Origin of the sequence: Paenibacillus pedocola, assembly GCF_031599675.1 — a bacterium.
Lineage (GTDB): Bacteria > Bacillota > Bacilli > Paenibacillales > Paenibacillaceae > Paenibacillus_AQ > Paenibacillus_AQ pedocola.
Map to the genome: position 1 here is coordinate 1,355,999 of NZ_CP134223.1, position 14,359 is coordinate 1,370,357.

The following is a 14,359-nucleotide window of genomic DNA, read 5'->3' on the forward strand; positions in this document are numbered from 1 at the left end:
TGCATAGATTGGATTCAAGCGGCAAAATATAAGCTGTTCAAACATCATCTTTACAAAAACAATTGGAAATGCTTCCACATTAGTGATACAATAATAGTCAAAATGACATTCTTGATTCCAAGGAGGATTATCTTAATGACTGAACAGGCAAAGGAACAAGCGATCCATAAGGAAGAAAATTCGACGGTGGATAACCTGGCGATCACAACCATCCGTACTTTGGCTATCGATGCAATTGAAAAAGCCAATTCCGGTCACCCAGGTATGCCGATGGGCTCCGCACCAATGGGTTACCAACTATTTGCCAAAACAATGAATCACAACCCGGATCATCCGACTTGGGTTAACCGTGACCGTTTTGTATTGTCCGCCGGACATGGCTCAATGCTGCTGTACAGCTTGCTGCACCTGAGCGGCTACGATCTGCCGATGGAAGAATTGAAGCAATTCCGCCAATGGGGCAGCTTGACTCCAGGCCATCCTGAATTCGGTCACACCGCAGGTGTTGATGCTACCACTGGCCCGCTGGGACAAGGTATCGGTATGGCTGTAGGTATGGCAATGGCTGAAGCTCAGCTGGGCGCTACTTATAATAAAGAGAACTATAATGTAATTGACCACTATACGTACGCAATCTGCGGCGACGGCGACTTGATGGAAGGGATCTCCTCCGAGTCTGCTTCCCTGGCAGGTCACCTCAAGCTGGGCAAACTGATTGTAATGTACGATTCAAATGATATCTCGCTCGACGGTAAGCTGAACCTGGCGTTCTCCGAGAATGTTGCGAAGCGTTTTGAAGCTTACGGCTGGCAGGTTCTGCGCGTAGAAGACGGCAACGATCTTCCGGCATTGGGCCAAGCTATCGCTGAAGCACAAGCAGACAGCAGCAAACCAACCCTGATTGAAGTGAAGACGGTTATCGGATACGGCAGCCCGAACAAGCAAGGTAAAGGCGGCCATGGCGGTACTCACGGCTCCCCGCTGGGTGCTGACGAAGCGAAGCTGACTAAAGACTTCTACAAATGGGTATACGAAGAAGATTTCTATGTACCTGACGAAGTCCGCGCGCGTTTTGCTGAAGTGAAGGATAAAGGCATCGCCGCCAATAAAGCATGGGATGAGAAATTCGCAGCTTACAAACAAGCCTATCCAGAGCTGGCTGCACAGCTCGAAACAGCAATCAGCGGTGAGCTTCCAGCAGGCTGGGATGCTAATCTTCCATTCTACAAAGCAGAAGACAAAGCAGTATCCACACGCGTGGCTTCCGGTAGTGCTCTAAACGGCCTGACTGCCGGCGTTCCACAGCTGGTGGGCGGTTCCGCTGACCTTGAAAGCTCTACAATGACTCACTTGAATGGTCTGACCCAATTTACTCCGAGTTCCTACGACGGCCGCAACATCTATTTCGGTGTACGCGAGTTCGGTATGGCTGCAGCAATGAACGGGATTGCCCTGCACAGCGGTCTCAAAGTATTCGGCGGTACCTTCTTCGTATTCACCGATTACCTGCGTCCTGCTGTCCGTCTGGCTTCGATCATGAAGCTGCCGGTAACCTATGTTCTTACTCATGACAGTATCGCTGTCGGCGAAGACGGCCCTACCCATGAGCCTATCGAACAATTGGCTTCCCTGCGCATTATCCCGGGTCTGACTGTTATTCGTCCGGCTGATGCCAACGAAACTTCTGCGGCTTGGGCTTATGCTGTAGAGAACACTGCTAACCCTGTGGCCCTGGTGCTTACCCGCCAGAACCTGCCGATTCTTCCAGGTACTGTTGAAGGCGTGCGCGATAACATCAAACGAGGTGGATATGTTGTCTCCGATTCCAAGAACGGTACTCCGCAGGCACAGATCATTGCTACCGGTTCTGAAGTGCAGCTGGCTGTAAAAGCCCAAGCAGCACTGGCTGAAGAAGGTATTGATGTACGTGTCATCAGCTTGCCGAGCTGGGATCTGTTCGAGAAACAGGACAAAGCTTACCGCGATTCAGTTATCCTGCCTGAAGTTAAAGCCCGTCTGGCGATCGAAATGGCGCAGACCTTCGGCTGGGAACGTTACACAGGCGACCAAGGCGACATTCTCGGTATCACTACATTCGGTGCATCCGCGCCTGGTGACACTGTAATCAAAGAATACGGCTTTACTGTAGAAAATGTAGTCAGCCGCGTAAAAGCACTGCTATAATAGACGGAATAAGGACAAGGGGGAGAATAAGCACATGAGTCAGTTTACCAACGCGACAATTCAAAAAGCAGCCAATGTTTATTACGATGGAAAAGTTACCAGCCGTACAGTTATTTTGGAGGATGGTACGAAGGTGACGCTCGGCATCATGCTGCCTGGTGTGTACGAATTCGGCACGGATGGACCGGAGACGATGGAGATCTTATCCGGCGATCTGAAAGTGCTGCTTCCCGGCACAGATATCTGGAGAGAAATCAAGGGAGCCGAAACGTTCCACGTTCCCGGCAACTCCAAATTTGCGCTGGAAGTATTCGCCTTAACTGATTATTGCTGTTCTTACCCGAATTTGTAATTAAATGGTCTAATGAAGGAAGCTCCGCTTAACTGCGGGGCTTCTTTTTTTGTAGTTGCAGCGGCTAAAGCTTGCCTGATAGATGAAAATTTGCTATCCTATATAGGAACTAATGTTCTCATACATACATGGGCTTAACAGAGATATAGAGTGCTGAATATTAGCAAAATAATATTGTGTTAGGAGGCTGATCCTTTGCTCTATTCGGATAACAACATAACTTTTAACTATGAAGAGGCAGGTACAGGCCAACCCATGCTGATCCTGCATGGCAATGGTCCAGACCACACAATGATGATGGGCTGTATGGAGCCGATCATGTCCCGCCAAGAAGGATACAGACGGATTTATGTCGATCTGCCTGGAATGGGCAAGACGCCGTCAGCAGATTGGATTACATCTTCAGATGATATGCTGCGGGCTGTGGAGATGATGATTGAAGCGCTAATACCGGGTGAACGGTTTCTTCTCGTAGGCCAGTCTTATGGCGGCTATCTGGCAAGGGGCCTTCATAGAAACTACGCTGATTTGATCGAAGGAGTCTTTCTGTTGTGTCCATGCGTGGTTGCTGAAATGGCGGACAGAGAATTACCATCACATCAGGTTATGTTTCGTGATGATCAATTACTTGTTGAATTGACAGAGGCAGAACGGGAAGAGTTCACTTCTATTACAGTTGTTCAGAGCCGGCCGGTCTGGGAACGGTATAACACCGAGATTATCAGTGGGCTGCAGCTTGCAGATGTTCAATTTATGCAGCGGATAAAAGAGAGCGGAGGGTATCCTTTCAGCTTCAATCTGGAGACCCTTGCACCCTTTACTAAGCCATCCCTAATTTTGACCGGAAGACAGGATTCAATGACAGGCTTCAAGGATGCGTGGAATCTGCTGGAAGCATATCCTCATGCTGCTTTTTCAGTGCTGGACCGTGCAGGACATAATCTTCATCTGGAACAGGAAGAGCTGCTTCGAGCTATGGTAATAGAGTGGCTAAACCGGGTGAAGGCTAAAACGATCGATAATTAATCGATAAATTATCGATCGGCGTTTTGAATCTGATATTAACCCTCAATGCTGATTCGTTCATACTCAATGATCGTTTCGCCGCTGTTCGTATCCTTGATTTCTCCCGTCTGGATAAATCCGTGCTTCTTATAGAAGTAATGGTTCCTGGCGGCCCATGAGGGAGTGTCCAGCGTCCATTTCTGAGCGGAGGGATAGGTCTGGAACAGGAAACGGAAGGCCTCATGTCCATAGCCATGGTTCTGATGCAGCGGATCAATAAAAATCCGGCCAAGATGGCATTCATCACCGGCTGAAGAAGGGAAGACAATCATTCCTCCGATGATCCCGCCGGCTGCAAGCAGCTTGTAATAATGGCCATTGTTCATCTGCTCGGCCTGCCAATCAGCAGAGTCATATCCTGGTGGTCCGTCCTCTTCTTTATTCTGATATTGTCTGGCATCGGCATCGAATGTCCGCTTCTGAACTTTGGCCAGCCTGACTGTATCCTGCAGATCAGCGAGTAATATAGTAAACACTTTATTCCTCCCTGGGATATTATGGATTATGTTCGGGTTATAGGATTCGCGAAAGATACGCCCTATACCTGCTTCTTCAGCTTATTAATGAACACTTTCTGTACCCTGGCTATTGACATCCGCTAGATATTGACGGGACAGGAACATTCTCATATACTTCCACTAAATGATAGAGAAGCTAGAATCCTCGAATCGATAGAGCTGGAGGCAGAGAATGGGAACATCACGGATTGGCAGGGAAGTACATAAGATTTTGCTAAGTTTTTGGAGTGGTATATTGCTAGTATTTCTACTAGGAGTGGCAGGGCCTGCAGAGGCAGCGGCTAATATTGTGAATCCTGACCAGGTTTATTCCTATACGATTATGCAGAGAGATATTGAACGGTTAGTGAAGGCGTACCCGGACCTGGTATCTATGGAGGCACTGGGGCAGAGTCCCTACGGGCGGCAGTTGTGGGCTGTAAAGCTGGGCAGAGGAGAATCCGTGCTGTTCCTTAACGGTTCACACCATGCCAGAGAGTGGATGACAACTACTGTGCTGATGAAAATGATTGATACATATGCCCAGGCCTATGCTAACAATACAGCCATTGCCGGTTACAACGTCCGCCAGCTTCTGGATGAAGTAAGCATCTGGCTGGTTCCGATGGTCAATCCGGATGGGGTTACCTTGGTCCAGCAAGGCACGGCCGGACTTCCGGCAGCACTGGCCCAGACGCTGCGCCGTTATAATGGCAATAGTACAAATTTTACCCGCTGGAAGGCGAATATGCAGGGGATTGACCTCAACCGCCAATATCCGGCTAACTGGAACACAATCAGGAATGCGGGCTCATATCCGTGGTATCAGAATTATAAAGGGCAACGGCCTGCACAAGCGCCGGAAGTACAGACCATGATGGATTTTACGTATAGAATAGATCCGGAGGTAACGATCTCTTATCACAGCTCCGGGGAAATCGTTTTTTGGCATTTCAATACACTGGGCAGCAATTTGTCCCGCGACCGGACGATGGCCCGGGCACTTGGCAGTCTGACCAGTTATTCGCTGGTAGCACCGGAGAACAACCCGTCGGGCGGCGGCTACAAGGACTGGTTCATTCAGGAGTTTGGCCGTCCCGGATTTACGGTTGAAATTGCAAGATATGCTGGTGAGACAGAGGTTCCGTTGAGCCAGTTTGCAAGCATCTGGAAGGATAACAGGGCGGTAGGGCTATATTCCGCGGGGCAGTCTTACTCCTTATGGCTGAAAAAGCAGAAGGTCCAGTATCTGCAGCAGTCTATGGATTTACTGGCCGGTACTGAGTTATATGCCTCGATAGGGGCTTCAGCCAGCGGCATCAATCTGCTGCCGCAAAGGCTTCATGTTATCGCCAAGAAGGGTGACTGGTATCAAGTGCAGGTGAGTGAAGGCGTGGGCTGGATTCATCCTGCTTCGGGGAAGCTGGCCGTGGTTGAGGAGATTATGGCAACTGCTGAATTGAAGTTGAGTTCTCAGGCATATAAATATCCGGATAGATACGCTCCTAAAGTTACGAATTTGGAACCGCAGGCTGTTCAGGTAACCGGCAGATGGGGAAACTGGCTACTTGCCTCCACTCCAAGCGGAAACTGGTGGATTGACGGACGAATGGCCGAGCTAACCTGGCCGGTTAAACCAACTGAGCAAGACACGTCAATCGGACCAGAGCAAGCCGCACCAAGTGAACCGGAGGTATCCGGACAGATCGAGCCAGAGCCTGTGAGCATGCCGTAATTATATAAATTCATATCATATCGATCCCGTAATAACCTGCATCAAAGAAAGGGGGGGTGTTCCAAGCCGTATAACGGCTTGCGGAACACCCCCTTTATAACTTCTATTCCTCGCTTGCACTGCCGCCGATCTTCCGGCCAATCCATTCTTCATAGGATTTGATTACTGCGGACAGGTCTTCGTCCCCATAACCATGATTGAAGCCGGCCTGGAACATGCTCTTGGCTACACCGAGCATCGGTGTGGGCACGCCTGTGGCATCGCTGAGTGAGGAAGCGAGCTTCAGATCCTTCAGCATAAGAGCCAGTGAAAACTGATTGCTGAAGTCATTGTCGATGATCTTGCGTCCCTTGAGCTCGGCTTGTTTGCTGCCTGCCGAACCGTTCTGGACAAGCTCCAGGAACTTGTCTGCCGGTACGCCGTTCTTCACGGCGATGGAGAAGCCTTCCGCGAGTGCGACGTTATGGATGCCGACCATAGAGTTGTGGGCCAGCTTCGCTACGGCACCGCTGCCGTTATCACCCATATGCAGCAGGAGGCGGCCCATGGTGTCGAAGATATCCCGGTGCGCTTCGATGACTTCTGCTTTGCCGCCAACCATAAATACAAGAGTACCTTCGATTGCAGCCGGTTTGCTGCCTGTTACCGGAGCATCAAGGAAGCTGCCGCCCCGTTCTTCCACCGCTGCAGCGATTTCTTTAACCAGTCCGGGGGAAATGGTGCTGGAATCGATGACCACGGCTCCCGGCTTAAGGGCAGCCAGTATGCCGTTCTCACTGTAGAACACCTCACGGATCGAATCATCGTTGCTGATCATGGTAATAATAACATCCTTGCCCTGTGCCGCAGCCTGTGGAGTAGCCGCCGCTTGTGCCCCTTCTTCTTCCAGCGGCTTGCATTTCGCAGCCGTGCGGTTATATACCGTAACCTGAAATCCGCTTTTCAGCAGATTGGAGGCCATAGGAGCACCCATTGTTCCGAGTCCGATAAATCCGATCTGTTTCATTCCATCTCCACCTTCACTCTTTAAGTTCACTACAGAGATTGAACCTTTCAGTTATTTGCGGGTTCATTTCCTCTAGCCGTGTTTTTCTACATTCTATCACGGCATTTAGGGTTGTTCCACAGGGCAGCATATCTTTGTATATACGGCAAGCGCTTCCATGAAACTCTCAAAAACATGGTCCAAAAGCCGTGGATGTGCCCTAAGACCTTGCCAGTCAAGGCAAATTAAAGTATCCTAGAGTATAAAGTTGTAACAAACGGTGTTAAATCTAAAGAGATAAACAGGAGGTTACCATAACCGATGTCCAAGAAGATTAATTTTGACTACAGCAAAGCCCTGTCCTTCTTCAACCAGCATGAAATTGACTATTTTGCCGCTCCGATTCAATTAGCCCACGAGCAATTGCATAACAAGACTGGAGTAGGCTCTGATTTCCTGGGCTGGATCGATCTCCCTAACGCTTATGACAAGGAGGAGTTCGCCCGTATTCAAGCGGCAGCCAAGAAGATCCAGAGTGATTCTGACGTGCTGATTGTTATCGGTATCGGCGGTTCTTATCTGGGGGCACGCGCTGCCATTGAGGCACTTACGCATTCCTTTTACAATAACCTTTCCAAAGATCAGCGCAAGACACCGGAAGTATATTTTGCCGGTAACAACATCAGCTCTACATACATCACGCACCTGCTTGATCTGGTGGAAGGCAAAGACTTCTCCGTGAACGTAATCTCCAAATCTGGTACAACAACTGAGCCGGCTATCGCTTTCCGCATTTTCCGCGCAGCACTGGAGAAGAAATATGGCAAGGAAGAAGCACGCAAACGCATTTACGCTACCACAGACAAGGAAAAAGGCGCTCTCAAGAAGCTGGCTAACGAAGAAGGCTACGAGTCGTTCATTATTCCTGACGATGTAGGCGGACGTTATTCCGTGCTGACACCGGTAGGACTTCTGCCGATCGCTGTTGCGGGAATCAACATTGAAGAAATGATGCAGGGGGCAGCAGCCGCAGCGGATGAGTTCAACAATCCGGATGTAGCTACGAACCAGGCTTATCAATATGCTGCAGTGCGCAACGCGCTGTACCGTAAAGGCAAAACTACAGAGATTCTCGTGAACTACGAGCCGTCCCTGCACTTTGTCTCCGAATGGTGGAAACAATTGTTCGGCGAAAGTGAAGGCAAGGATTACAAAGGTATCTATCCTTCTTCCGTTGACTTCTCTACGGATCTGCACTCCATGGGCCAGTTCATTCAAGAGGGCAACCGCAACATCTTCGAAACGGTGATCCAAGTGGAGCAAGTCCGTCATCACATTACGCTTGAGAGCGATGCTGACGATCTTGACGGCCTGAATTTCCTTTCCGGTCAAACCGTTGATTTTGTAAACAAGAAGGCATTCCAAGGAACACTGCTGGCGCACACAGACGGACAAGTGCCGAATCTGGTAGTCACCATTCCGGATCAGACTCCTTATACTTTTGGTTACCTGGTTTATTTCTTTGAAAAAGCCTGCGGTATCAGCGGATATCTGCTTGGCGTTAACCCGTTTGACCAACCGGGCGTAGAAGCATACAAGAAGAATATGTTCGCGCTGCTGGGCAAACCGGGCTACGAAAAAGAAAAAGCGGAGCTGGAAGCCAGACTTACTGAATAGCATTACGGCACACCACAGACCATTCATACAAATGCAGTAACTGGGAGCAGTCCGCAGGTAATTCTTACCGGGGCTGCTCCCAAACTATATCAAGTTATCATAGACAGGTAAGGACTGGAACAGGATGCTGGAACAATATCGGACGGTGCGTTCTCCCGGGTCCCGGGAAGTCGTAATCCGTAAGTCGCGGTTTATCGGCCATGTAATGCCGGTGGACAATGAAGAAGAAGCTGTGCAATTTATCGAGAACATCAAGAAACAGCATTGGAATGCCACACATAACTGCTCCGCTTATATGATTGGAGAACGAGACGAGATTCAAAGACAGTCAGACGACGGGGAACCGAGTGGAACGGCCGGTAAACCGATTTTGGAAGTAATCCGCAACCAACAAGTTAAAAATGTCGCAATTGTCGTTACCCGTTATTTCGGAGGTATCATGCTGGGAGCAGGCGGACTAATCCGGGCGTATACGGATGGTGCGGTTCTGGCCCTGGAGGCCGGAGAAGTCATCACCCGTGTGTTAAGGCGCGAAGTGTTCGTGCAGATCGACTATACCTGGCTCGGCAAGGTAGAGAATGAACTGCGGAGCAGAGCCATTAAGACCGGCGAAACTGCTTTTACCGATACAGTGACGCTGCTGTGTCTTCCGCGGAATGATGAAGGTGACGCCTTTATGGCATGGATAACAGATCTTACCCAGGGGCAAGCACTGGTTACAGAAGGGCGGCGGATTTACTACAGCGAAGGGGAATAGATTATGGCAAGAAGAGCAGTGGAGCGGGAGTTGTCGAGAGAAAGGATTCTGGAGGCGGCAAGGCATCTGTTTATTACCAAAGGCTACCGTGCGATTTCTATGCGCAGCATCGGTCAGCATTTGGGGTACAGCCATGGCTCACTCTATTATCATTTCAAAGAAAAAGCAGAGTTATTTTATGCGATTGTTGTTGAAGATTTCAATCACGTGGCAGCATTGCTTAGCGAGGCAATGAACAACCCTCCTGAACCGGGGATGACCCGGGTAGAACAGCTTGTGATGGAATTTATCCGTTTTGGACTGGATCATCCTTATCAGTATGAGATCATGTTTATGATCCGTGATGAAGAGCTTCTCGCGTATTGCCGGGCAGAACAGGGACGATGTTTTGAGTTATTCGCAGGCATTGTGCGCCGGCATATGAAGGAAGAAGGATATGTTTCCGAGGATTGGCAGAGTGTTCCGCTGACATTATTTTTATCTGCTCACGGATTTATTTCATATTATATTCAGGATAAGGTATCATTCGAGGACGTGAAGCAGGCGGCACTGACGCATATTAAGGTACTGAGCCGCAGTTTATAGAGTGCAATTTTTTTGGGGCTCTTCGCTTTAGAGCTGTGCATTGGTATAACTTTGCTTGGTGAAAGTGTTATAGAAGCTATATATTATATAGAAGCGGCTCCTTAGAATCGGACGGAGCCGCTTCTTTTTTCGAATAACAGGATAACCGGATCAGCCCTCGATAATTTTCACATAACACTCACGGTGTCTCGGCCCGTCGAATTCGCAGAAATAAATGCCCTGCCAGCGGCCCAGAAGCAGTCTGCCCTCATGAATAATGATGCTTTGGGATGGACCGGAGGTAATCGACTTCAGGTGCGAAGCGGTATTGCCTTCTGCATGACGGTATTTAGGATGCTCCCAGGGGTACACTTCGTCCAGTCTCATCAGAACATCATGCTTTACGTCCGGATCAGCATTTTCATTAATGGCAATTCCGGCTGTAGTATGCGGACAATAGACGACGGCAATTCCATTTTGCACACCGCTCTTTTTTACAAATGAGATGACTTCACGGGTAATATCGCGCAGCTCGTCACGCTTACTGGTCGATATTTCAATCGTATGTAGCATAACGCTATCCCCTCCTTATAGAATAAATATACTATAGTTTACCCCAAATTGAACAAAAGTAATTGACGGGCACCAGCGGCTTTGGTAAAGTAGTAATAATTATAAAACCAAGTATGTTAATAGGAATAATTATGGCGTAATGGCTACTATACCGACCGGATACCCGGAGGTGGGGGGACTTATAACTTGAATTCGCTGCTAAGACACAAGGGATGGACCTGGGGATTTCGCACAACTATATTGCTGTATTTTGTAGTACTGATCATTTTGCCGATTATGGGCGTCTACTACAATTCGTTTTCGCTGGGCTTCAGCAGCTTTGCCGAGAGCATAAGTGACCCTATTGCCTGGAAGTCGGTACTCCTCACGCTGAAATTGGCCGTTATCGCTACAGTCATAAATGTACTGCTCGGTACAATGATCGCCTGGGTGCTGATTCGCTACCGTTTTCCCGGTAAAGCTCTGCTGAACAGCCTGGTCGATCTGCCCTTTGCCCTGCCGACAGCAGTAGGGGGACTGATGATTCTGCTGCTGCTCGGCCCCGGCAGTCTGATAGGCGGGCTGGCGGAGAAGCTCGGCTTCGAGATTGTTTTTCATCAGCCGGCAATCGTGATAGCCATGATTTTCGTTACTTTTCCGTTTGTGATCCGCGCGGTGCAGCCGCTGCTGGAGGAGCTTGACCCTTCCGAGGAGGAAGCGGCTTATACGATGGGAGCCAAGAGCAGCCGGGTATTCCGGCAGGTCATTCTGCCCTCCATGGCTCCAGGGATGATTAGCGGAGGAATGCTTGCTTTTTCACGGGCGCTGGCCGAGTTCGGTGCTGTAGTGCTTGTAGCAGGCAATATTCCGGGACGGACACTCGTATCCTCCGTGTTTATTTTCGGTGAGGTAGAAAGTGATAATCCGGTTGGCGCCGCTGCGGTGTCTGTTATTCTATTGACCTTATCCTTTGTGATTCTCTGGCTGATTAATATGCTGCAGATGCGGGGGAGAAGATCATGAGAAGACTATGGATTGGACTCACTTATCTTGTGTTTTTCCTGCTGATTGCGGCTCCCCTGGGCAAGATGACCACGGAAGCCTTCAGCGAAGGCTTCGGCGGCTTCTGGGCATCCCTGTCCCGGCCGGAGGCGCTGCATGCGCTGATGATGACCGGGCTTGTTGTAACTGTGGTTACGCTGCTGAACACCTTGTTTGGAATTATGATGGCTCTTTATCTTGTACGTGCCAACTGGCTGAGCGCAAAGCTGAGAGGACTGCTGAACAGCATCGTCGATCTGCCATACGCTGTATCTCCGGTCATTGGCGGACTGATGATTGTGCTGCTGCTGGGACCGGATAGCGCTTTAGGCGCGGTATTCGAACAAATCGGAGTAAAGATTGTTTATGCTTTTCCGGGAATGGTCATTGCCACGCTGTTTGTCACCTTCCCGCTGATGGTGCGTGAGGTGATGCCGGTGCTGCAGGAGATCGGTTCACAGCAGGAGGAGGCCGCTTCGACGCTCGGGGCGTATGGCTGGACAACCTTTTGGAAGGTCACCTGGCCTTCGATCCGCTGGGCGGTCATCTACGGTGTAATTCTTACGGTTGCCCGCTCGCTGGGGGAATTTGGTGCGGTACTGGTCGTTTCCGGCAACATCATGAACAAAACCCAAACCGCTACTACACTGGTTTATCAGGATGTAGAGAATTTCAATGTGACTGCTGCGGGCGGTGTGGCGCTGGTACTGGCCGCGTTCTCCGCAGGGCTGCTGCTGTTAATGGAATGGAGTAAAAGAAGAAAGGGTGTGCACTAGAGATGCATGTAGAAGTTCGGGGACTGAATAAGCATTTTGGAGATTTTCACGCCGTTAAGGACATCAATTTCGGAATTACCAAAGGTCATCTGATTGGCTTGCTCGGGCCAAGCGGCGGCGGCAAAACCTCGATTCTGCGCATGCTGGCAGGACTGGAGACGCCGGATAGCGGTGAAATTATTTTTCATGGCAAAACGGTCAATACTCTTCCGCCCCAGGAGCGGGAAATCGGCTTTGTGTTCCAGAACTATGCGCTCTTTAAGCACATGACCGTGTATGAGAATATTGCCTTTGGGCTTAAGGTGAAAAAAGTAAACAAAAATACCATCCATGGCCGGGTGATGGAGCTTGTCGAGCTTACCGGGCTTAAAGGATTCGAGAAGCGATATCCGCATCAGCTCTCCGGGGGCCAGCGTCAGCGGGTGGCGTTTGCCCGGGCACTTGCACCTGAGCCGCAGCTGCTGCTGCTGGATGAACCTTTTGCAGCCATTGATGCGAAGATCCGCCAGGAGCTGCGTTCATGGCTTCGCGAGCTGATTGAACGTGTCGGCATCACCTCGATCTTCGTTACGCATGACCAGGATGAAGCGATCGAAGTCGCTGATGAGATTATGATCATTAATCAGGGGCGTCTGGAGCAAAAGGGGACCCCGTGGGATATTTATAAGGAGCCGAAGACGCCGTTCGTGGCTACCTTTATCGGAGAATCTACGCTGATTGAGAGCGCAAGTGAGCTGAAAGGCTTCAAAAATGCGGGTGGCGGTAAACCGACGAAGGCGCTGATCCGTCCGGAATATATCGAAGTAGGCCATCTGCATGAATTCAAAATGGCTTCGGCCACAGAGCAGGGCATTGTGAAGCACTTGCATTTCCGCGGCAGTGAATGGCTGGTGGAGGTTGAGGTGAACGGGCATAAGCTGGTGACGTACCGGTCTCTGGAGAAAGAGACACTTACACCGGGCCAGGAAATTTCGGTGCTTGTCCACCGTGCCTATCTGTTCAATGACGAGCGCAGCTGGATTCAGGAGAACGGGCTGAAGGAAGATCCGATGCCTGTGTTCATTTAAACAAAGGATGTGTGCCGGGATGAGGGTTCTCAAAAGGAGCAGACAACTGCACGGATGGCTGGCAGCCCTAATGCTGGCAATGCTCGCACTGGCTCTGGCCGGCTGCGGGAACGGTAAGGAAACGGCGGATAGTGCACCGGCTACGCAGCAAGGTGATCTGACACTTGTCGTCGGCGCCTATAGTGTGGTGAAGGATGCGATGAATGATATTCTGCCGCTGTTCGCAGCGGAGTGGAAGGCCAAGACGGGCCAGAAGATCGTATTCCAGGAGTCCTATGAAGCTTCGGGCACCCAAGCCCGGGCGATTGCCGGGGGATTCGAGGCGGATGTAACCCTGCTGGCCCTGGAAGGCGATGTCGGGAAGCTGGTGAAGGCCGGACTCGTAGCGGATACATGGAAAGAGCGCGGTGAGAACGGAATGGTGACCCGCTCGGTGGTAGCGCTTGGCACGCGGGAAGGCAACCCTAAGGGGATTCATGATTTTGCCGATCTGGCGAAGCCTGGTGTAAAGGTGCTCTACCCGAATCCGAAAACCTCCGGCGGAGCGCAGTGGGATATCAACGCGATCTACGGCGCCGGATTGAAGCTGTCAGAGGAGCAGACGGGGGTTAAGGACCCTGCTGCCGCCAAAGCTTTTCTGGAGAGCGTGCATGCCAATGTGGAATCGCTGGATAAGAGCGGGCGGGCTTCGATGGCGGCTTTTGAGTATGGCGTAGGCGATGTCATTGTCACTTACGAGAATGAGCTGCTGGCGCGGATTGCCCAGGGTGTGAAGTATGAGGTTATCATTCCGAAGGATACGATTCTGATCGAGAATCCGGCTGCGGTCGTGGATAAGTATGCCGATGAACATGGTACGCGCGAGGCTGCTGAGGCGCTGGTGGATTTCCTGACCACAGAGCAGGCGCAGGAGGTCTTCGCCAAATACGGCTTCCGTCCGGTAAACGAGCAGGTCTATGCGGAGAATGAGAGCCGTTATCCGGTCCCCTCCGGGCTGTTCGGGATTGATTATCTCGGCGGCTGGGCGGAGGTCAAGGAGACACTGTATTCCAAGCGGGGTGTCTGGTATCAGGTGCTGGCCGGAATCTAGCAGCAGGAGTACTCTGT

Annotated in this window: 14 protein-coding genes; 11 read left to right on the forward strand and 3 right to left on the reverse strand. The window is 50.5% G+C overall.

Annotation, left to right across the window (positions count from 1 at the left end):
- Positions 1-135 precede the first annotated feature (135 nt).
- The 3 genes from tkt to QU597_RS05930 all read left to right on the forward strand — a co-directional run bounded on the left by tkt (position 136) and on the right by QU597_RS05930 (position 3,562).
- The gene (gene tkt, locus QU597_RS05920) at positions 136-2,184 is read left to right on the forward strand and encodes a transketolase (RefSeq protein ID WP_310831793.1); all 2,049 of its coding nucleotides are present in this window, start codon (positions 136-138) and stop codon (positions 2,182-2,184) included.
- Positions 2,185-2,218: 34 nt separating this feature from the next.
- Complete coding sequence (ppnP, locus tag QU597_RS05925; RefSeq protein WP_310831794.1) at positions 2,219-2,536, forward strand: pyrimidine/purine nucleoside phosphorylase; 318 nt, start codon at positions 2,219-2,221, stop codon at positions 2,534-2,536.
- Between the two features lie 195 nt (positions 2,537-2,731).
- Positions 2,732-3,562, forward strand: a complete 831-nt coding sequence (locus QU597_RS05930; RefSeq protein ID WP_310831795.1) for an alpha/beta fold hydrolase — start codon at positions 2,732-2,734, stop codon at positions 3,560-3,562.
- 35 nt (positions 3,563-3,597) lie between these two features.
- Here the strand turns inward: QU597_RS05930 and QU597_RS05935 are convergent, their stop codons facing one another.
- On the reverse strand, positions 3,598-4,077 hold the full coding sequence (locus QU597_RS05935; protein WP_310831796.1) for a GNAT family N-acetyltransferase: 480 nt from the start codon (positions 4,075-4,077) through the stop codon (positions 3,598-3,600).
- Between the two features lie 277 nt (positions 4,078-4,354).
- Between QU597_RS05935 and QU597_RS05940 the strand changes: the two genes are divergently transcribed.
- On the forward strand, positions 4,355-5,833 hold the full coding sequence (locus QU597_RS05940) for a M14 family zinc carboxypeptidase (protein WP_310831797.1): 1,479 nt from the start codon (positions 4,355-4,357) through the stop codon (positions 5,831-5,833).
- Between the two features lie 103 nt (positions 5,834-5,936).
- On the opposite strand, the gene QU597_RS05945 is transcribed toward QU597_RS05940, so the two are convergent.
- Positions 5,937-6,839, reverse strand: coding sequence for an NAD(P)-dependent oxidoreductase (locus QU597_RS05945; RefSeq protein ID WP_310831798.1), 903 nt, complete (start codon positions 6,837-6,839; stop codon positions 5,937-5,939).
- 300 nt (positions 6,840-7,139) lie between these two features.
- On the opposite strand from QU597_RS05945, the gene QU597_RS05950 reads away from it, so the two are divergent.
- The 3 genes from QU597_RS05950 (at position 7,140) to QU597_RS05960 (ending at position 9,837) form a co-directional block, all read left to right on the forward strand.
- Entirely contained in the window at positions 7,140-8,495 is a 1,356-nt protein-coding gene (locus tag QU597_RS05950; RefSeq protein ID WP_206103533.1) for a glucose-6-phosphate isomerase, read from the forward strand.
- 124 nt (positions 8,496-8,619) lie between these two features.
- Positions 8,620-9,252, forward strand: coding sequence for a YigZ family protein (locus tag QU597_RS05955; protein ID WP_206103534.1), 633 nt, complete (start codon positions 8,620-8,622; stop codon positions 9,250-9,252).
- A 3-nt stretch (positions 9,253-9,255) separates the two neighbouring features.
- Positions 9,256-9,837: a TetR/AcrR family transcriptional regulator gene (locus tag QU597_RS05960; RefSeq protein WP_310831799.1), complete on the forward strand. Its 582-nt coding sequence runs from the start codon at positions 9,256-9,258 to the stop codon at positions 9,835-9,837.
- 150 nt (positions 9,838-9,987) lie between these two features.
- On the opposite strand, the gene QU597_RS05965 is transcribed toward QU597_RS05960, so the two are convergent.
- Positions 9,988-10,389, reverse strand: coding sequence for a secondary thiamine-phosphate synthase enzyme YjbQ (locus QU597_RS05965; protein WP_206103535.1), 402 nt, complete (start codon positions 10,387-10,389; stop codon positions 9,988-9,990).
- Positions 10,390-10,575: 186 nt separating this feature from the next.
- Here QU597_RS05965 and cysT point away from each other — a divergent pair, with 186 nt between their 5' ends.
- Genes cysT through QU597_RS05985 form a run of 4 tightly spaced genes read left to right on the forward strand, consistent with a single transcriptional unit; the run spans position 10,576 to position 14,342 of the window.
- Positions 10,576-11,391, forward strand: coding sequence for a sulfate ABC transporter permease subunit CysT (gene cysT, locus QU597_RS05970; RefSeq protein WP_054939283.1), 816 nt, complete (start codon positions 10,576-10,578; stop codon positions 11,389-11,391).
- Entirely contained in the window at positions 11,388-12,185 is a 798-nt protein-coding gene (locus QU597_RS05975; RefSeq protein WP_206103536.1) for a sulfate ABC transporter permease, read from the forward strand. Before cysT ends, QU597_RS05975 begins: the two co-directional genes overlap by 4 nt.
- 2 nt (positions 12,186-12,187) lie before the next feature.
- The gene (locus QU597_RS05980; protein WP_310831800.1) at positions 12,188-13,252 is read left to right on the forward strand and encodes a sulfate/molybdate ABC transporter ATP-binding protein; all 1,065 of its coding nucleotides are present in this window, start codon (positions 12,188-12,190) and stop codon (positions 13,250-13,252) included.
- A gap of 19 nt (positions 13,253-13,271) precedes the next feature.
- The gene (locus QU597_RS05985; protein WP_310831801.1) at positions 13,272-14,342 is read left to right on the forward strand and encodes a sulfate ABC transporter substrate-binding protein; all 1,071 of its coding nucleotides are present in this window, start codon (positions 13,272-13,274) and stop codon (positions 14,340-14,342) included.
- The last annotated feature ends 17 nt before the right edge of the window (positions 14,343-14,359 follow it).